General features: G+C 40.4%; 15 protein-coding genes. 1 reads left to right on the forward strand and 14 read right to left on the reverse strand.

Annotated features, from left to right (window positions below; all coding sequences use genetic code 11):
* Positions 1-169: 169 nt before the first annotated feature.
* The 5 genes from BSZ04_RS22375 to wecB all read right to left on the reverse strand — a co-directional run bounded on the left by BSZ04_RS22375 (position 170) and on the right by wecB (position 7,486).
* On the reverse strand, positions 170-2,311 hold the full coding sequence (locus tag BSZ04_RS22375; RefSeq protein WP_088881398.1) for a bi-domain-containing oxidoreductase: 2,142 nt from the start codon (positions 2,309-2,311) through the stop codon (positions 170-172).
* A gap of 485 nt (positions 2,312-2,796) precedes the next feature.
* Complete coding sequence (locus BSZ04_RS22380) at positions 2,797-3,903, reverse strand: glycosyltransferase (protein ID WP_088881399.1); 1,107 nt, start codon at positions 3,901-3,903, stop codon at positions 2,797-2,799.
* Positions 3,900-5,063, reverse strand: coding sequence for a hypothetical protein (locus BSZ04_RS22385; protein WP_088881400.1), 1,164 nt, complete (start codon positions 5,061-5,063; stop codon positions 3,900-3,902). The genes BSZ04_RS22380 and BSZ04_RS22385 overlap by 4 nt, the downstream gene beginning before the upstream one ends.
* An 18-nt stretch (positions 5,064-5,081) precedes the next feature.
* Positions 5,082-6,347, reverse strand: a complete 1,266-nt coding sequence (gene wecC / locus BSZ04_RS22390; protein ID WP_088881401.1) for a UDP-N-acetyl-D-mannosamine dehydrogenase — start codon at positions 6,345-6,347, stop codon at positions 5,082-5,084.
* Positions 6,348-6,361: 14 nt separating this feature from the next.
* Positions 6,362-7,486, reverse strand: coding sequence for a non-hydrolyzing UDP-N-acetylglucosamine 2-epimerase (gene wecB, locus BSZ04_RS22395; protein WP_088881402.1), 1,125 nt, complete (start codon positions 7,484-7,486; stop codon positions 6,362-6,364).
* Positions 7,487-8,347: 861 nt separating this feature from the next.
* On the opposite strand from wecB, the gene wecA reads away from it, so the two are divergent.
* Positions 8,348-9,430, forward strand: a complete 1,083-nt coding sequence (gene wecA / locus BSZ04_RS22400) for a UDP-N-acetylglucosamine--undecaprenyl-phosphate N-acetylglucosaminephosphotransferase (RefSeq protein WP_088881403.1) — start codon at positions 8,348-8,350, stop codon at positions 9,428-9,430.
* 75 nt (positions 9,431-9,505) lie between these two features.
* Here wecA and BSZ04_RS22405 read toward each other — a convergent pair whose 3' ends face one another.
* The 9 genes from BSZ04_RS22405 to BSZ04_RS22445 all read right to left on the reverse strand — a co-directional run bounded on the left by BSZ04_RS22405 (position 9,506) and on the right by BSZ04_RS22445 (position 20,142).
* On the reverse strand, positions 9,506-11,395 hold the full coding sequence (locus tag BSZ04_RS22405) for an acyltransferase family protein (protein ID WP_088881404.1): 1,890 nt from the start codon (positions 11,393-11,395) through the stop codon (positions 9,506-9,508).
* A gap of 35 nt (positions 11,396-11,430) precedes the next feature.
* Positions 11,431-12,180: a WecB/TagA/CpsF family glycosyltransferase gene (locus tag BSZ04_RS22410; protein WP_088881405.1), complete on the reverse strand. Its 750-nt coding sequence runs from the start codon at positions 12,178-12,180 to the stop codon at positions 11,431-11,433.
* 15 nt (positions 12,181-12,195) lie between these two features.
* Positions 12,196-13,128, reverse strand: coding sequence for a glycosyltransferase family 2 protein (locus tag BSZ04_RS22415; RefSeq protein WP_088881406.1), 933 nt, complete (start codon positions 13,126-13,128; stop codon positions 12,196-12,198).
* A gap of 5 nt (positions 13,129-13,133) precedes the next feature.
* Entirely contained in the window at positions 13,134-14,444 is a 1,311-nt protein-coding gene (locus tag BSZ04_RS22420; protein WP_088881407.1) for an O-antigen ligase family protein, read from the reverse strand.
* Positions 14,431-15,642 carry a glycosyltransferase family 4 protein gene (locus tag BSZ04_RS22425; RefSeq protein ID WP_088881408.1) on the reverse strand — a complete coding sequence of 404 codons (1,212 nt, stop codon included), beginning with the start codon at positions 15,640-15,642 and terminating at the stop codon, positions 14,431-14,433. Before BSZ04_RS22425 ends, BSZ04_RS22420 begins: the two co-directional genes overlap by 14 nt.
* Positions 15,643-15,661: 19 nt before the next feature.
* Positions 15,662-16,855 (reverse strand): polysaccharide pyruvyl transferase family protein, encoded by a 1,194-nt coding sequence (locus BSZ04_RS22430; RefSeq protein ID WP_088881409.1) that lies wholly within the window; start codon positions 16,853-16,855, stop codon positions 15,662-15,664.
* A complete protein-coding gene (locus BSZ04_RS22435) occupies positions 16,852-17,955 on the reverse strand; it encodes a nitroreductase family protein (RefSeq protein ID WP_088881410.1) in 1,104 nt (367 codons plus the stop codon). Before BSZ04_RS22435 ends, BSZ04_RS22430 begins: the two co-directional genes overlap by 4 nt.
* A gap of 65 nt (positions 17,956-18,020) precedes the next feature.
* On the reverse strand, positions 18,021-19,304 hold the full coding sequence (locus BSZ04_RS22440) for a flippase (RefSeq protein WP_088881411.1): 1,284 nt from the start codon (positions 19,302-19,304) through the stop codon (positions 18,021-18,023).
* 121 nt (positions 19,305-19,425) lie between these two features.
* Positions 19,426-20,142 (reverse strand): polysaccharide deacetylase family protein, encoded by a 717-nt coding sequence (locus BSZ04_RS22445; RefSeq protein WP_088881412.1) that lies wholly within the window; start codon positions 20,140-20,142, stop codon positions 19,426-19,428.
* Positions 20,143-20,768 lie beyond the last annotated feature (626 nt).

Below are 20,768 nucleotides of genomic sequence, written 5' to 3' on the forward strand. Positions count from 1 at the left end.
TCACCTTGACTCGAAGAGGGTAAAGGTCGAAATAAAAGGCCCGATATCGGAAGAGGCTTCAAACGTTTTACTGGATTTAATCCTGTTCGGACGCCAAGGTTATATGCAGCAACGCGAAATAAATTAAAAAGACCCAGTGCTTTTGCTGTCTGCACTTTTAACTTAAGACTCATCGCTGTTTACGTAACTGTTCAGCGATTTCAATTGTCACTCGTGCAACTTCAAATAACTCTTGAACTGGAATAGGAGACTCTTTACCTGATTCAATGGCGTTGAGGAAAGCCGCTGCACAGTCAGTTTGCCCTTTATCTTGTTTCCAAAGGTTCATTTTATTAAAACCTGGCCAGCCGAATGCTTTTAGTTTACGGAAGTTATCAAGTTGAAGCACACGCCCTGCGGCGAATACTTCTACTCGCTCTTTAGGGAAATTCGCAGCACCATTGGCCAAGTAATGAATTGTACCGAAAGACCCATCAGCAAAACCAAGAATAATGGCTGCTTTATCCTCAGTAATTACAGCTCCGTCAACACCTCCCATGCGACGGCACTGTACAGAAACAATTTCTGAATCGGCTAAAAAGCGCATCAAGTCGATGAAGTGGCATGCCTCACCAATGATACGACCACCACCAACTTCATTATCTTGCGTCCAGTGGTCTGCTGGAATCGCGCCAGCATTCATTGTCATCATAAAGCTCTTGGGCTCTTTGACTGACGAGAGCAACTCTTTCATTTTTTGAATTTGAGGAGAAAAACGGCGATTAAATCCAACCATTAATTTTGGTGCCGAAGCAGAAGATACCTTCGAGTAATAGGTAGCTTCTACTTCTGCAAGTTCTTCTAAGGTGACAGCTAAAGGCTTTTCAACAAATACATTTTTACCCGCTTTAAGGGCTTCAGAGACAAAGTAAGCATGGCTGTTATGACGTGTAACAATAGCTATAGTATTAATTTCAGAGTCAGAAATCATCGCACTCGTATCTGTAGTCGTTGTAGCAAAACCCGCTTTTTCACCATTGGTTACACCATTAATACCACCAGAAGTTGCAATAGTATGCAGTTGAGCACCACCTGCTTTAAATGCTGGGATCAGCATTCGAGAAGCGTAGTTTCCAGCCCCAACAAAACCCACAACAGGCTTAGATGCCTCAAACGTCATTGCACTGTTGAGCGATACGGATTTCACGTGACGCGCAATGGGATCGCTCAGATATTGAAGCAAAATACCGAGTGCGGATTCACCAGAAGTCAGGAGCTCGTAGGCCTGAGCCACATCTTCGAAATTAAATCGATGAGTAATAAGAGGCTTAACGTCTACTTGGCCCGAAGACATCATATCTAAGATGGCTTCAAAGTTACGCTGCTCGGTCCAACGCACAAAAGCATAAGGGTAGTCATTGCCCTTGTCTTCGTAGTCTGCATCGTAGCGACCAGGCCCATAAGAGCAAGAGACTTGAAATGTCAGTTCTTTTTCGTAGAAGTCCGCACGATTGAGCTCTAATCCGGTCACACCGACAAGAATAATGCGACCACGTTTACGACTCATTCGTGCCGCCTGGGTGACAGGGTCGTTGGATTTCGTTGAAGCTGTAATAATGACGCCATCAACACCATTCCCACGGCTGAATGCCATACCAGCAGCAATAGGATCTTCCCCCTTCCCCGGATTACAAACTTCGGCACCAAATTGCCTAGCCAGCGCTAACTTCGCATCGTCATAATCAATAGCCAACACACGACAACCTTGAGCACGAAGCAATTGAACTGTAAGCAACCCGATTAAACCAACCCCGGTTACTACAAACGCTTCACCCAGCGTAGGATCCGCTAAACGGATACCTTGCAAGCCAATGCTCGCAACAACGGTAAATGACGCCTCTTCATCAGATACGTTATCAGGGATAAGTGCGCATAAGTTTTTTGAGACACGAACGACATCGGCATGTGGTCCGTTAGAAACGACACGATCGCCTTCTTTGAAGCCTTGAACACCTTTCCCTACCGCATTAACGACTCCAACATTGCAATAACCCAAAGGAAGTGGTTGTGCCAACTTCGATTGTACGGCTTCTAAAGTGGTCATTACCCCATCTGTCTGGATCTTTTCAAGTACCATTTTAACTTTGTCGGGCTGTTGCCTCGCTTTGTCGAATAAACTTGCTTTCCCAAAGTCTACCAACATGCGCTCGGTACCGGCAGAGATTAACGAAATACTGGAATCAATTAATAGATTGCCAACCGAAATTTTTGGTGCCGGAGCTTCCACTAAATTAGAGATCCCCTTAGCCATATCTTGAAGTACTTGTTTCATCATTATCTTCTAAAAATTAACGTTATTAAATTCCAATAAACACCCAAGAGTAAAAGCGGTTACATTTGCAATCATGTAGCAGCCCAGAATAAGCTACTATAGGCCGTTAACAGCAACTGGACCTACTATTGCAAGTAGTTTTATTAAGAGGCTAACTTCATGACAGTTTGCTTAAAAACTTAAATAACTGATAAAAGAAAAATCACATAACAGTATATAGAAATCACCGCACAAACAAACCAAATATTGAAAGGTAATTCCAAGTACTGATTATGAAGAATTTCAAATTAAGTCATATATTTTAACAAGTAGTCACACTCGTAAAAAGAACTTTAAGACCATAAAAGTAAAGTTCCAAGGAAAATGCCAATACGACCTAAAGTCACTTCATTACCATCGATGTAATAGGCAATATCATTCACCACAAAATTCAAGGACGGGTGGAGGTGGAATCGCAGCGGTATAATAAATACAAAGCAGACCATTTAGACATTGAATTTTTCCAAAACATCTTGATACTTTTTGGCTGCAACATCTATTGAATACCTTTTAGTAAACTCTTCAACAAGTTCATATTTATTCTCATACTTACCATCTAAAACATCAAAGATTGTTTTTTCCAAATTTTTTACGTTAGCATCAACAGTAATCGATATATCACCCAATGGTTTATATGCCTTCAAGTTAGAAAGTATTGGGAGGCAATTGCAACTGATACCTTCCAATATTGATGAACTCAGCTGATCGGTGACAGGAAGCGAAATAGTGTAATCTGATGCACACAAAATCTCATTAAGCTCTGATTGTTCTAAAAACCCCTTTATATATAACAAGTTTTCAACATTAAAATTCTTATCAATTTCTCTAGAATAATTTAAATCAGCATCACCTTCAATTTGTATTAAATACAGTAACTTTCTTTTTTTTGAAACATTTTTAAATGCTTCTAGTATTATATCTATATTGTAAAGTCTAGTTAATCGTCTATTCGAGAATATGACAACCGCACCCAATGGTATTTTTAATTTTTCTCTAGCAGAATCCCTCAAAGATTGACTATAGTGAAATTCTCTAGAAACACCCAAAGAAAACTCATAAACATTTAAATCTATGCATAGCTCATTTACCGAATCGGTCATTTGAGAAGACGAGGACGTTATTATTTCCGCGCTTCCCAATATCGCCTTAATAAGAATCTTATATGGCAAGTTGGTATTTTTAAGCGTTGCTCGGTACACTTCACTACCATAAGTAGTTAATATATATTTTTTACCAGACAAAAAAGCAGACAAGCCATACCCACTACTATTATGCGCATGAATTAAACTACTATTCGCAAGGGTAAATTTTAGATAAACCCCCAAGTATACATATTGTAAAATTGCGGGAAGCCAACTGAGAAATCCTGGTATTGGACAATAGTTTCTAACATATTCATATTGTTCAGATACATTACCAATACCACCATCAAGATGTTTTATGTGATAGATTTCAACCTCATTAATATCTTCAACATTTATATTTGAAAATATTTCTAACCACTGTCTAACATGAGGACTAAAAGGGTTAGCCAAATAAACCAGTTTTCTCACACTTCAAGACCTCTTGTTTTTTTCAATAGATACACAGAAACTAATAAGTATGAACAAACAAACGAAATGGAAACTGAAAATAAGGAAATGTCTAACATAAACAATATTCCACAAAATGAAACCGCCCATAAAACAGAGCAAATCACAAGTAACTTATACAAACGAAAAGCAATAACAATTTGTATTGAATAGGAGTTGAAAACAGCGAGAAAAGATGACAACCACAACAGTAAAGCCTCTTTAGTCATAAGATCACTCTTGACTATTTTTGTATAGAGAACCAAATCATAGTAGTAGCAGGAAGCCAATCCTACAAAAAAAACAATCGACAACAACAAAAATATCGAAGAGTAAACAACATAAGGAATGCAGCTTAATTGCCCCCTTTCACTACCTAAGGACATCCTAGGAATGAGAATATTGCCAATGATACCAGGAAGAAAAGTTACGGCAGTAAAGAACTGGTAATAAATTGAAAAAGATACTTTCTCCCCCCCTATAAGATTGGATTGAGAAAATAAGAATGAAAATATAACAGAAAAACCAAATATAGATATAGAAATTGAGTTTTTAAATACTTTGGTAGTTTCTAACATTGATAAATCAAAGACAAACCTACCTTTACCCTTACAAAAAACTAATACCGCCCCGACTACAGATGCTATAAAAGCTGACAGTGTATATAAGTAAATAAAATCACGTTCATTCAATTCTAAAAAGATCAAAAAGAGCATTGATAATACATTGCAAAAGCCAAACACAGCCCAAATAATGGCTGAGTAAGAATTCATCAACATCATGTTCAATACTGCTGAACAAAGATAAATCACAGCAAAACTCAAAGCATATATAATGACAGCACCACTAAAGTTTGTAAGCGATCCTGGTTTTAATGACAGTAAAGTAATTGCTGACATGGTTACTATAAAAATAGAAACATAAAAGTAATCAAACCTTATATTCTTTTTTTTATCCGACAAGATTTGGGGGCTAATACCCATAACCCCCAAATTAACAATCATACTCACCGACAAAACAAATGAAATAAAATTACCGTATGACTCCAAGCCATATTTGGATAAAACTAAACCACCAAATAATATGGGGCTTAATTTTGCAAATATAGTTCCTAATACTAAATAAAAAAATGCCTTAAGCATATTGGCATTCCGTAGAACTTACCATATACCTTTCGTATCCACTTTAATTCCTGAGCTTATTCTATTTTTTTTGAACTCTTTATGATCTACAAGCATCAAATGTACATCAGCTTCTGCTTTAGCAAATTCAAATGGTACTAGTTCCAGATCTTCCATTGATTTAGGCAACTCATCAATGTTCGGTTCCACAGCAAGAACACGGCCAGAGTGAAAGTCTTTAATCGCATTTGAAATATGTAAAGCAGGGCTTTCACGTAAGTCATCAATATCCGGTTTAAATGCCAAACCGTAACAAGCGACTATAACGTCTTTTACTGTTTTATCTGGGTTCGCTTGCAAGAACTCTGCAATCGCCAATTTAACTTTGTTAATCACCCATTCAGGCTTGCTGTCATTCACTTTACGCGCAGTGTGAATAATTTGTGCTTCATCAGGTGTTTTTGAAACAATGAACCAAGGATCAACAGCAATACAATGCCCTCCAACTCCAGGCCCTGGCTGAAGGATATTAACGCGAGGGTGACGGTTAGCTAAAGCGATCAACTCCCATACATTGATGTCCAATTTATCACAAATGATTGAAAGCTCATTCGCAAATGCGATCTGAACATCACGTGAACTGTTTTCTGTTAGCTTTGCCATCTCTGCTGTTCGAGCATTCGTAACAATACACTCACCTTTCACAAAGGCTTTATACAGCTCGATTGCACGTTCCGAACAACGGGGGGATATTCCACCGATGACGCGATCATTCTCTACTAACTCACGCACTACATGCCCAGGCAAGACACGCTCAGGACAATGTGCAACGTTAATATCAGCATGATCACCATGCGTTTGTGGAAAGCTCAAATCAGATCGCACAGATGCTAACCATTCAGCAACCTTCTCTGTTGTCCCCACTGGAGACGTTGACTCCAAAATGACTAAGTCACCTTTTTTGAGTACTGGCGCAATTTCGCGACATGCAGCTTCTATAAATGATAAATCTGCAACTGGAATTTCACCTATTTCGCAAGGTAAAAATGGGGTAGGAACAGCGATAAGGAATGCATCAGCTGATTCTGCTTGAGTTGTTGCTCTCAAATATCCTTCTGTCACCGCCGCATTGACTATCATATCTAGGTCAGGTTCAACGATATGGATCTTGCCTAAATTAATGGTATCAACCGCATGTTGGTTTACATCAACCCCTATGACGTTTCTTTTGCGAGAGGCAAACATTGCAGCGGTTGGTAAACCAATATAACCGAGCCCAATAACTGATATTGTTTCAAAAGACATAAACTTACTACTTTTTAAATGGCCAAAATATCCAGTATACGTTGGCAAGCTTGCCCATCTCCGTATGGATTATGTGCAGTACTCATTATTTGGTACTTCAAAGGTTCGGTAAGTAGTGTACTCACATTCTCTATGATTGCTTTTCCATAAGTACCTACTAATTTCACAGTTCCAGCATTTACAGCTTCAGGGCGCTCTGTTGTATCACGCATAACTAATACTGGTTTACCTAGTGAAGGAGCTTCTTCCTGAATGCCACCTGAGTCCGTTAATATAAGGTCTGCTTTTGTCATTAAATAAACGAACGATAAATATTGCTGAGGCTCGATTATATGTACATTACCAATGTTTGATAAAATTCGTTTTACTGGCTCAAGTACATTTGGATTTAAATGCACTGGATACACAATTTGTACACTTGGGTGTTCAAGTGCAATGGTAGAGATAGCTTTACATATACGCTCAAAACCATCACCAAAACTCTCTCTTCGATGACCTGTTACAAGTATCGTTTTCTGCGAAGTGTTTAAAAAAGGGAACTGCTTTTCTAACTCTTTTTCAAGCAATACGTCTGACAAGATTTTTTCTTTTACCATTAATAACGCATCAATTACCGTATTGCCCGTGACAAAAATGTTGTGTGAGGCGTGGTTTTCTCGAATTAGATTATCTTTAGAAGTTTCAGTGGGAGCAAAATGATATTGAGCTAGTGCTGCTGTCAGCTTTCTGTTTGCTTCCTCAGGCCATGGTGAGTACATATTGCCAGTCCTTAATCCAGCTTCCACATGACCAACAGCTATTTGCTCAAAGTATGCGGATAGAGAGGCTGCAAACGTGGTAGATGTATCACCGTGCACTAAAACAATATCAGGCTTGTATGCTTGAAGGATTGGCTTCATTTCGATCAAGATGCGGCTTGTCAGTTCATTTAAGCTCTGTCCAGTCTTCATAACATTTAAGTCATAATCTGGTTGGATCTCAAACAACTCTAAAACTTGGTCTAACATTTCTCGATGCTGAGCAGTGACACAACATCTTGCTTCAAACCTATCATCGTTTTTTAATGCTGTAACAAGCGGAGCCATTTTAATAGCTTCTGGCCTAGTACCAAATACCGTTAACACTCTTTTCTTTTTCAAAGCCTAACCCTGAGAACTTCAAACACGCTACCGCCCTTAGGCCTAGCCCCTAACCGCGACAGAATTAACTCAATTTTGTCTAAATAATAAATACCTAATCCAGAGCGTCATCATTGATTTTAGTTCTAAGAAAACAATGCACTGTAAGGTCTCGCCCCCTCCAAGTGTTTGATGTAAATATTGATTTAGAAATACTAAACCCTTAAATCATCGCCTCGCCTACATACCGAGTCATTCTCGTTGAGCCAAGCATCTCGAGATTACTTGATGAGGTAGTATCCTCCCTTCATAAATCAGCGTAACAATAGGCCACGATAGAAATAGAGGAACTATCAAGCAGAAAGAAAGATACCCAGATTCAGTGTAAAACGGTTTGTATTGATTTGGCAAAAATTGCTCCTACTTATTTGTACTTAATCAACATGAAAAACTAGCAAGGAAGAAAAATTAAGCCGTCGCCGTTTGTGGTGATATCGACATAAGTTGAAGAAAGCGTCGTTACGATGGAAGCTCCTGCTTGGTAATAGAAAAACCTTAAAACGAGAGAAATACGGCAACCACTCTTGGACCAATTTCGAAACTATTAGGTACAAGAGGTCGTGAGATTCTGCAGGGGTAACGAAACTAGGATGCAAGCATCTGCAATCACTAGTTATTACATGTAACAATAGACCGAGCCTTTGGATCAAGCACTTAGTTGCCGCTCGAAGTTTCAATAAAGCTACGGCTGTACGGATAAATAAACTGATGAGATGCACTTGGGTAATAATGTCACTTTACGCTGTTACAAATCGCCACTTTTGGATCATGTCCTTTTGAGCTAAAATCTGGCGGTCACGTTAATAAAACCTTGGCTTTTTTATGTTTCTCGAACTTAGTTTTGTCTTTTTTTCATCCTTCGCCACTCTTTTCTTGATGCGTAAAGTAGCCAGAAAGGTCGGTTTAGTTGATAAGCCCAACGCAAGAAAGCTGCATGACGGCACGGTACCATTAGTTGGAGGCATCTCCATCTGCTTAGTACTCGCACAATACCTGACGTTTAAACCCGAAATCATTGAACATAGTTGGCTCTATGTACTGTGCATCTCGACTTTAACCTTAATTGGCGCCATAGATGATAAAGTAGACTTGAGTTTCAAGATCAGATTGGGCATACAAGCTTTACTGTCTATTGTCATGATGAAGCTTGCTGGTATAGAGCTCCACAGTCTAGGTAATATGTTCGGAACCGGCGAGGTATCCCTCGGAGGGTTAGGGAGTGTTATCACTATCTTTGCCGTCATTGGTGCAATCAACGCATTCAATATGGTTGATGGTATTGATGGCCTATTAGGGGGCCTTTCTATTGTGACTCTAGGAGCACTAGCCTATTTATTGCAAGTTGACAGTCAGCACGGCGCTGCTTATTTATGTGTAGTGATTATCGTGGCAATGCTACCTTATATTTTTATGAATTTAGGAATATTAGGTCGAGAGCGTAAAGTATTTATGGGAGATGCTGGAAGCATGATGATTGGCTTCACAGTAATTTGGCTATTACTTGGAGTAAGTCAAACCGAACAATCTGAACCTCTTATCCGACCAGTTACTGCACTGTGGCTCATTGCACTGCCTTTGATGGATATGGCTGCTATTATGATCCGAAGAATCCGACGAGGAGACTCACCATTTAAACCGGACCGTGAACATCTGCATCATATTTTCCAAAGGTTAGGGCTGGGCCCGAAGCAAACTTTGATAGCTATCTGTTCCATTGCCATCTTTTTTTCAGCGGTGGGGATTTACGGAGAAACAGCCAATATACCTGAAGTTGCAATGTTTTTATTATTCCTCGCTTGCTTCGTAGGCTATGCCACTTTACTCGCTTACGTTTGGCGGATAACAAGCTTTTTCCGCAGTAAGTTTATAAAACGCGCTCCTGCACAAGACTCAAAAGTGTCCTGAAACTCAGGAGCTTTACTTAGTTTAAAGCCAGCCTCGTGTGCTGGCTTTACCCCAAGTCATCAGAAAACCGTTCAGTTATAGCCCTACTTCTTTAAAGAGTGGGACAAGCAATTTATTTCCGAACTCACTTAAGTGATTGTCGTCGTAATAGATCGGTAAACCGTTTTTATCAATATAGCAGTATTTTCCATCACATAGGTACTTACTTGCATCAAGGATTCTTAAACTACAATCACTTGATGCCTTTTCTAGAGCATCCATAACCCACCCACTTCGCTTTTGGAATTCACCTATTGATAGCTCATCAATTGAAGTTCCTTTCCACAGGGATTTTGCGACATAGTTAGGTACATTTCTTGAGTACTCAGGGATAGGCGAAAGAGCGACAACGTTGCGATTTTCAGCGACTGAGCACCATGTGCTGGTAAAGCTCTCATAAAGTGCGTTACTTTCAACTCCAATATCTGATTTGTTAGAACCAAGCTTACCAAGATAGTAATATGCCCAACGAGAAACCACTAGAATAGGCACTCCTGGGTAAGTACTTTGTACATAACTTATTTGTTTCTCAACAAATGTCTGACATTCCCCTCCCCCTTGCTTTCTCGGGTCACCACTTCCTAAAGGAGGACATCCAGCTTTTGCGATAAATAAAACAGATTGTCCATTTTGCAAACTATCTTCGACAGCCGTCACTACTGCACTTGCGTGGCTATCCCCAAAAACAATAAGTGAAACATCTCCGGATTTGTCTCCATAGCGACAGTATTCAGAATCAACTCCCGACAACGTCAAACATGATTCCTTTCGTGGTTCCCTATTCAAGTACTCTAAATCAGCCTTTATGACATTTTCAGGAATTCGAAAATAGTAAGGTAAACCGTTAGTAACAAATACCGATGTACTGAGAGTACAAACCATGAAGAATACAAAACTAAAGCGACAAAGCGTGGCAAAGCTAAAACGAACGTTTCGCGATGGACTTTCTACTAAATAAAGCGAAGCAGTGGCAATAGCAAGAGAGATTCCCGCTCCGAGGATAACCGTTACAGGGGTAAACTCCCCAAAGGTTTTCAATATAAAAACGGCAACAGGCCAATGCCATAGATACCATGAATAGGAAACATTGCCAAAATAACTCACTATACGATGTCTGTAAAATGAAAACTCCCACTGCAGCCAAAGTAAACCTGCGGTGAGAACAATGGGAATCACAGCAATAGGATTAGGCCATAAAGCTTGTGGTCCAATAACCAATACTGTCAGCACAAGAGATAAAACTAGGGTCAGTGCTGCGTTTTTTCGATGATGCTCAGAAAGGTGCTCACTAGAGGGTAAAAAATAGACCAAGCCTCCAAGGATCATTTCCCAAGATCTAGTAAATAGAGAGAAATAAACATCCTGAGCATCATCCTGCATCAGGCAATAGGTGAGAGAGAGCAAAGCGAGCCCCATGAGGACGGCAGGGAATCTACGCTTGCTCAAGAGCTTTACAGTAAAGAGGAAAATAAACGGCAAAATCAGATAAAACTGCCATTCAACAGATAACGACCAGGTATGAAGTAAAAACTTTTCGCTTGATTCCGAATCAAAGTAACCCGCTTCTCGTGCGAATATTATATTGGACAGAAAGAACAGACTAGCAACTAGATGCTTAGATAACTGACGATACTCTAGGGGCAAAAGCAAAAAGTATCCTAGTACCATTAAAGAAAAGCAAAGGACTAACAAGGCAGGAATAATACGTTTTGCTCGTGCAAAAAAGAACCGCCATACGTTAAACTGCCCACTTTCATAACTTTTACAGATAATACTTGTCATCAGAAAACCTGATATGACAAAAAAGATATCAACCCCTATAAAACCAGACGAAACAAAGGGAACCTTAAAGTGGTATAGGACTACAGCTATTACAGCTAGCGCTCGCAATGCATTTATATCATGTCTAAATGATTTCTGTGACATATTTAATTTCGACTACTTTAACGTTCAATAGGTAACTATTTTTTCTTACGTTCAAAAAGATAATCCATCGTAGAATAGATCGCAAATTGAGGATATTGCACCAAGAGTCTTTTTAAAACATAATCTTCCTTAACGGCACGGTATAGCCATCGTAAATTGTATTTATTTACCCAGTTAGGATAATACTGCACATTACCTGAAGATTGATGAAGAAAACCACCACAAGTATAAATTCGTTGAACACTACTGTTAATTTTCTTAATCATTCTGCCAAATTTTTCTTGGTGTGGCGTCCCCATACCACAGATCACAAACGTAGCACCACTATCTGCAATCTGTTGTATTACTGCGTATTTTTCTTCATCGCTATCAAAGTAACCATGACGAAACCCTGCAATACGAAGACCTGGGTATTTTTGGCGAAAAGATGCAATTGTCCCTTGAATTTCCTTATCTTTCGCACCAATAAAATAGACAGAGTGCTCACTTCCATCCAACTTATCGAGGAAAGTTTTAGCAAAGGAACCGTAATCAAAACTAATCCTAGGAATTTTCTTTCCCGAAAAAGCAGAAAACCACCAACAAGATACCAATGCATCGCTATAGAATACATCAACATCAGAGTGTTCATCCAAACGATTTCGCAACAGCATATATGAGTATGGGTTCACGAAACTGATTAATTTGGCATTCTGGTTTGAAATAGGAGGTGAACTCAATACCATATTGAGATCACTCTCAATATTTTGAGCATGGACAACTTTCTTGATAATGTCTCTAGGCATAGGTAATCAATTAAACTAGCGGTTTCCACGTACCAGACGGAGAAATAAATTAAAAAGACCAACTGGAAGACAAGAAGCGATTAACGCCCCTATTCGATAGCGGTCATAAATCAAACATGGATGGTTGAGCAAAAGATGGCGAGCTTCCAAACGCTGCCCTGCGAGAAGGTTATTTTTAACACAACTCAAAACCGTATAATGCATGAGCCTTTTTAAGCTTTCTTGCAAATTTTCAGGAACTTGCCCCTGATCGAGCATGTCCTGGTAGACACTAAGTTGAGGCGCTGGCTCATAAACTTTATTAATGTCACAAGCACTCCCTTCAATAGATAAGTCATAATGGACACAGACCTCTGGGGCATACATCACCTTACCTAAACATGCAATCTTTGCCCATACAACTTGATCTTCCCCCATTTTCATCCCTACTGGAAAGCCACCAACTTCCTTTAACTTACTTCTCTTAATGCAAACCGAAGATGCTGTTATCGGTAAATCGGCATTTAAACAAGAAGCAAATAAATCATTTATTGTTCCACCAAGCTTGGGAATAGCTCGCATTAACGCAGGGCGAACCTCTGTACCAGTATTAAACGCATAATGGGTGCAATACATGACAGCATTAGGCGAAGACTCAATTAATAAAGTAATATTTTCAACAAATCGAGGAAGCCAATAATCATCAGCATCTAAAAAAGCAACATGATGTGAAGTTGCAGCATCAATGCCTGTATTTCTGGCGACAGATACTCCTTGATTAGACTGCTGAATTAGAGTTACATCAGGGTGATATTGTTTAACAAGGCTCGCCCCTATATCGTTTGAGCCATCATCAACAACGATGATTTCTTTTACCTTGAGTGTTTGTGCTTTTATCGACTCAATGGCTCGCAATATGAATTTTTCTTTATTGTATAAAGGTATAACAACACTAAGAGAAGGAGACATATCAACTACTTATAATTATTGAGGGTATGTGGAAGCTTTGAAGTACAACAGATGCAGCCAATTGCAAAGGCAAGCATGATTGAAGACGTCCCATTAAATACTACGTGACCTGCGGTGATTGAATGTAAAAAAATCAGGCCAAAGAGAGCAATGTAGAAAAACCGTCCATACACGAATGCTCGATAGATACCATAGAAGAACATAAAGATATAACTGACCGCAGAGATTAAGCCATAACAGAAGAAAAGTTCGAATAAATCATTTTCCAATAATTTTCTTCCAGTCACATCAAAAGCTGTCGGGTCAAGATAACCAAAAAAGGCACCAGCCCCAAACAAAACTCGTATAGAATAAAAGCCAAACCAAGTCACTTGCTCGAACGCATTAATAATAAACTGGTCTCGACTACTCGCCAATAGCACCCATTTGTTATCAATATTATTAAACTTGTAAATAATATTCTCAAATACTGAGCCTAATATTTCCAGCAATGGAGGGACAACATAGTAAGCAATGATTGAAAACAGAGCTAGGGAAATAAAAGGGAATTTCTTGGCAAGCTTCATCGCTAAATAGCTCAGCCCACACAAAAAGAAAATAAGCCCACCTTTAGTACCAATAAGTGCAGTGGTAACTAACAGCATCAGAATATGAGCTAGACGTTTAAAAGAGAACTTCTGAGTTTGATGCACTAACACTAAAGCGCAAGACCCCATTACAACACCGAGTCCGTTTCCAGAAACAAACAGTCCTCGCGTTGCAATACCTTTAGAGTAGTTAGCAATATGAAATCCGGAAAAATAAGCAAGCAAGACTAGCACGCTTACTACCGTACCATAGATGATCAGCCAACGTTCAAGCTCAAATCGTGTTAAGCGCTTTTGCTTAACTTGATCCACAAAAAACAAAATACAAAATACGACATACACTATTTTTGATGAAGTCACCACACCATAAAGAAATGGCTTAAACTCCCAATGAAAGAGTGCAGACACACACTCAACTAATGTAAAGTAGAACAACACGAAAAATGCCGTCTTTTGAGTGTTTTTCGTACTTAACTTAGAGATAAGATAGATAACAAATACCGTTGCCAGTAGGCGCCCAAGTTGTGATGGGGAACCAATACTGCCATCGCCAATAATTTTCAGCTTAAATAATGCTCCCGACATATTGTCAAAAATAGGCAGGATCAGGACATTAAACCAAAAGAATGCATCGACAATAGAAAGAGAAAGAGCACTGCGCTTCTTCCCGCTTCTATTAATCAATGGAAACCTTTCGATCCGCTCACTCACGGGGTTATCTACTCTCATTTTTAAGCATGGCTTCTTTCAGGTTTACTGCTAACTTTGCCCATGCGTAGCGAGTTTCCGCAATAATTCGAGACTGTTTAGCTAGATGCAACATCACTTCTGGCTTGTTTTGCAAATGCTCAATACCGATTGCGAGCTGTTCAGCATCAGGCAGATCGACAAAGACGGCTTCCGAATCAGATAACAGTTCAGCCGTAGCTGTAATCACTTGTCCAGATGGTTTGAAGGCCACAATTGGCAATGCACAAGCTAGCGCTTCTAAAATGGTTTGGCCCAGAGGTTCATAAGTAGATGACATAATAAACAAATCTGATGCCTGATAATACGGCGTAGAATCTTGGACCACTCCAGAAAAAGTAATTTGCGACTCTAAAGCATATTCTACAACCAATTGCTTGTAGAGCTCCTCTTGCTCACCTCCTCCAACCAAAAGTAAGTGGCAATCAGGTAATGATCTCATCGCTTCGATAACAAGTCGAAAACCTTTCGCTTCTACAAAACGCCCTACACATAAAAGTACTAACTTATCATCGGGCAAGCCCAAGCGATTTCGCAAGTCGCTTTTTTGTTCTTGTTCCAGCGGCAGAAACCGATGGCAGTCTACGCCAGGCTTAACAAGTAATAGCGACTTAGGGTGTCGATAGCAGCTATTGACTTGTTGCTGCATATTTTCACTGAAAACAGCAAGTTGATCAGCACTCTTTAATGCCCTTTGCTGCAGCCATTTGTGATAATGATATCTTAAATTCTGTTTAACTTTACCCAAACCAGACTGCTGAGATAAACGGGATGGATGGTTTTGATACTTAACGACACCTGGCAGTAAATAAACGACATTCACCATTCCAGCCAACTTTGCGAGCCAAGTAGTGGTATGGAAACGGCTGACTGCAAACTCTGGCTGATAAGTTTCATTCACATACTTCAGTGCTGAAAACAACGCCTTTAGAGTCCAAAGACCAGCAATCGGCTGTAACAATTTAGGCAGAGCATGACTTGTTGGGTAGCGATAGATTCGAACGCTTTCTAACTCTTCAAATTCAAGAAGCGGTTGCTCACTTACCGTGTTTACATCGCTAACTACCACATGTACCTGATACCCCTGTTCAACATAACTTTGAGCAAGGTAGCGTAGTGAATTTTCAATGCCTCCTATATTAGGAAAATAGGCATTACTAGTAATAACAACCGACTTCATACTTTATCACCCGTGCCTTTTAGAAATCTGTCGCCACGCACTTATGGCCTAATTGATTCGCACGAGCATCAATAATTTGCTTAACCTTACTCCACAAAACTTCCGTCTCTTGCTTAAACTGAGCCGCACGATCCTTAATCACATTATGAGCTTCAGATTCAACATCAAGAGACTTATCGATCAACGCTTCTAACTGCTCTGGGGTCACATCGGGTGACAGCAAAAATGCTTCCGCTTGATAATCTTCATGCAGGCGCTCGTACTTGTGGCTCCAACTGGTTGAAATACAAGCAATACCATTTGACAGCGCACTAATACAGCCATGAAAACGAGAACAAAGTACAGCACTCGATGCTGCAATAATGCCTTTAACATGAAGAGGATCAGCTTCTTCAACCACCATTAAAGGCTGGTCTAGTTGTTGGTTCAGTTTATCAATCAGCGCACGATCTTCCATCCCTTCATGGTTAAGGAAAAATGGCGTTAACCCACGCTCACGATAAATAGAAACTGCGTGAAGTAGTGTGGACTCATAACTCTCTAGCCATTGCTTGTTCTTGTTACGAGGATTTACCATGTTTTTGTTTGGCACGATACAAGCTAGCGGTTGGCTCACATCAAAACCTTCTGGTAGCGTTCCCTTGACAGCATTGGTGAAATCACCAAATTGATGTAAAGATGCAAAGTCACCAGTAATATTATGGATGTATTGGTAAGTATCTGCTTCACGTGCGCATACTAATGCCGCTTTTGGAAAGCTTTGCTTAATTTGCTCTCTTACCTTTTCGTCTGAGAACGGCCCCATAGCTTGAGGCATAAAAATATAAGGTTTACCGTGCGCGGCATTTCGCTCAATCTCACCACTTAAGTGGCGAATACTCATTTTAGGCGACCATTGGTCAGAGTAGGAAAAACCTGATGCGTCAATAACGACATCTATATCGGCCTCAGTAACCACCCCCCATTTCTTTAGATATCGGCGGACTTTTGTAGGGAGATGGTATGTCACCCCATTAACATCAAGGTATAGTTTACGAGCTGAGAATTTCTGCCAAGCGCCAACAGAGGCGCGCTGATGAAAGCTTGCCTTTGTACTAGGTGTTAGCGCAATTTCAGCCTCAGGCCAGTAAGCTTCAATACGCTGTAGAATGCCACGTAACATTAGCTCAGCGCCTTTGTTTTCAAATTCGACACCTTTCAGTTCAATAATCACGCTACTACTTCCTTAATTAATTGTTTCGCTGTCTTCTTCTGGGAGAATGGAATCATACCTTGTGGATCGGCATAACCTAATGCGATGACCATGATTGGTCTTTGATCTTTTTCTAGGCCAAGACGCTTACACATCCTTTTTTCGTATTGCTCAATGTCAGGCCAGTTAATGACACATGAGCTCAAGCCTAAAGTCTCAAGAGATAACATCAGTTGCATCGATGCAAGAGAACCGTCGATATAAATTACGTGACGATCACGTTCGTACGGATAACAGCTCAAATCACCGACAACAACAATCAAAGACTGAAAGTTGTGAGAGAAGCCTGCTGTACCCATTGGGATCGCACCAATCTCTTGTGCTAACTCTGGGTTGTTCACTACATGAAATTCAAAAGGTTGGCGATTACACGCACTGGGCGCCAACGCGGCGGCTGATACCGCCTTTTCAATTAACTCGCTTGGCACAGGCTTATCCTGGAACCAACGAACCGAACGACGCTGCCTGCATAGACTAATAAACTGCTCGAACTCGATATTTGAAGGGGTATTTGCCAATCGCTCATACGGCGAGTAATTGCCATTGAAAGGCTGAGTATCGCTAGAACTTTCACGAACCTCTATACCCTCAACGAAGCCGTTAAACTGCTCGCGGAGGTCGTCAACAAGAGAGTTGGCACCAACAACTACGGCTTCAAAATATTGGGACAACACATCGGTTGCCCACTTTTTTTCGTTTGCTTCTAATTGTCCACTTGAAACGCAACTTATATAGCGCTCGACCGTTGGCTGAATAAAAGCAAGGCCAAACACATCACGACGAGGGCGCATTATTAGCCCCTTTTCAACTCGGTGAATGTTTCGGCGTAACATTGCACTCGCTTGATCTGGTTGCTCAAGGCGCTTCCAGTAGTTCATACGCCCTTGCAACACCGACTGATGCTCGCGACGAAACTCACTGCTAAAAAAACAGTAGTACAAGGAAGACAGCACCCTATTCTTAGCAAAAAATGGGACTAATTTTTTATCGAAATTCTCAATTAAAGCTCGGATCTTCGCTCGACTTTCTTGAGAAATCACGCGTTTAAGCAGTGAACGCATAACCATTCCAAATAGACGTTTAAGTTAAAAGTATTGTAACGTGAAGCAACGAATAGGAGGCAACATCAATACATACAGCCTTTTCGTCTAATGAAACGAAAAGGCCAAATCAGAGAAAGCGTCATCACCTTTGCCATCGGCCAAGTGGAACGATGGGCAAATAAGGCAAAATACGACGCGGAAGTATAGCCAATAACCGTCGCAATTGCAGCACCCTGCGCTCCATATTCAGGAATGAGTAGCGCATTGCCAACAACATTCATCACCGCTCCAATCACCTGAGTAAGAAGGGAGAAGCGCAGCAAGTTCTCGGCTAATAACCATTTACTGAGGAGGGCACGCATAAAGATAAATACACCCGCCCAAATATGAATAACCAACACTTTAGCTGAAGCTTGATAAGCATCACCAAATAAAAAAGTCACTCCCCAAGGCGCCAGAACCTGAACCAAAATAGCCAGCGATAATGCAGACATACATAAAATATCACACAGTTTTTGCAGTTGAGTCTGATATTTGTCAGGAGTTTCTGCCTTTGACTTCAACAGTTGAGGAAAATAAGACGTAACAATCGCCAAAGGGAAGAAATACCATACTTCTGATAACTTCGCCGCAACAGCATACACCCCCACCTCAGCATCACTACTCAACCAACCAAGCATTACCTGATCGATTTTCAAGTAAATGATGGCAGCCATTCCCGATAAAAACAGCCACCATGACTGCTTTAAAAGTCCTTTTGCTTCATATCCACAGTAAGAAAGTTGGCGAAATGCTCCGGTTTTAACATGGAAAATAACAAGTAGCCCAATACAGGTCAGGGCCATCTCTATCGCGGTTACCCAGACAAAAAACGAAAAATCAACCCCTGCCCATATGCCTGCAAACTTGACCATACTCATCAAAAGCAAAATACAAGATCGCACCTTTGCAGCCAAACGGTTTAAGAGTTCGGCTTGAATCCAAAAATCGAAAACAAGAAGGGTTTGGAAACATTGGCCGACAAGAAGAATGATGAAGTTTTTCCACTCAGTAGGCCCCATAAAATACCAAGCGACAAGTCCCGCAATGGATGAAAAAACTATCGCTGCCACGAACCTCATCACGAGACTACTCCCAATGACGATATCTCTTTGTTCTGGCCGATTCACTATCTCGCGCGTGATTATACTATTTAAGCCCAGCGCACTTAATGGCCCTAGCAAAGCAACCAAAGAAATCAGGTAATTGAGTTGGCCAAAATAGGAAGGAGCAAGGTATCGGGCTAATGCCATAGTAACCAGCATCGATAGACCGAGGGTAAAAACCTTCTCAACCATGAGCCAGATAGAGCTGTTTTTTGCGGACATAGGAAGTTAAATCGTTAAAGTGAATGATGGGAGATTTATAAAAAAACCACTGCCCTAGGAGATTACCTCTACCTAAACACAGTGGTCAATTTAAAGGTTGTATTATCGGCTTATAAATGAATTACTCAGGCGTATCGCTCATCTTCATGCCTTTTGACTGGGCATAATCGAGAACTTTGGCTAAATCGTCAGTACAAATCGCAACACCTTTGGCCTTAGCTTTCTCACAATCATCATAGACATCGTGCGTAGTGACATGAAGGGACAGTCCATTTTCTACTGCATAATCAACCGCATTATAATATGCATTCCAGTCCATAAACTTTGCATCAATACTCATCCCTTCATTATCATCAAAAACCGGCTGCTGCCAATTGGAGTGAAACCCTCGAACAGAATCAAACACATCAAGCAAAGCTGCATCTGTAACGCTATTTCGGTGACCGTATGGATAGGCAAACCTTGTAATGGGGCCATACTGCTTCATGCGATTGTTACACGCTTCGACTTCATAGAGCATATAAGCCTGCACGTTTTCAGAGTACGTTGTTGCAGATTGGTGTGAACATGAATGGTGACCAACAATCTGCCCCGCTTCATGTAGCCAGTCTAAAAACTTTAGGTTATCTGGCGCAATATTATTGTAATTCACAAAGAACGTCGCCTTCACTCCATAAGTTTGGAGTACTGGAAGCGCATACTTATACCAAAACCAAGTGCCGTGATCATCAAAAGAGATAGAAAACTTAGGGTTATCTGATCTGACATAGTTGTCGGAGTTGTTGCCATTGCAGCCCAATAATACAGCACAGAGAGTTACTACAAGAATTCGGTTCATAGTCTAATATTTCAAAAAATAAGGTGGGGGATTTATCAACAGAAGTAAAGTATTCAACGTCGGTTTGCCGAATTATATTCCACCTCTGCAACTTGAAGCAACGCCACTACGAACATACCCACTTTTCATTTGAGTTGTCAGCATACCTCTGCAGCTGCTCAACACTACCGACAGCACATAGAAAGCGCTGACCAAAAGAGTCAGAGAGCTTTAACCAATGAGACGCTGTCATATTCCATCGATTTAAAATGGTTGAAGATGTGGATGATAGTACAGATTTTTTGTCAGGACGGATGACCTGTCCAAGCACTTCAAACATCGATACAGAATACATAGCTTAACTTGGATAAACGTTCAATTAGCCACTTTCTTCGATGGTCATAGTTCTGACCCGAACATTTGTCCTCCCCACACAAAAATGCACGACGTACACATCGTGAAATGCAGTGATAGTAAGCGGTATCAGATAAAGAAAACTTAGTCGAGCGAGGCTAAGTCATAAACCCCAAATAACTCAAATATACAACAGCGATGAATGAAAAAAGGTGGAGAGAAAACGAATAGAGTAGAACAAATGAAGAGAAAGAAAAACAAACTTAAGCAAAGGCTAATTAAATGAGTGTCCC

The sequence above is a fragment of the Vibrio rotiferianus genome (assembly GCF_002214395.1).
Taxonomy (GTDB): Bacteria; Pseudomonadota; Gammaproteobacteria; order Enterobacterales; family Vibrionaceae; genus Vibrio; species Vibrio rotiferianus.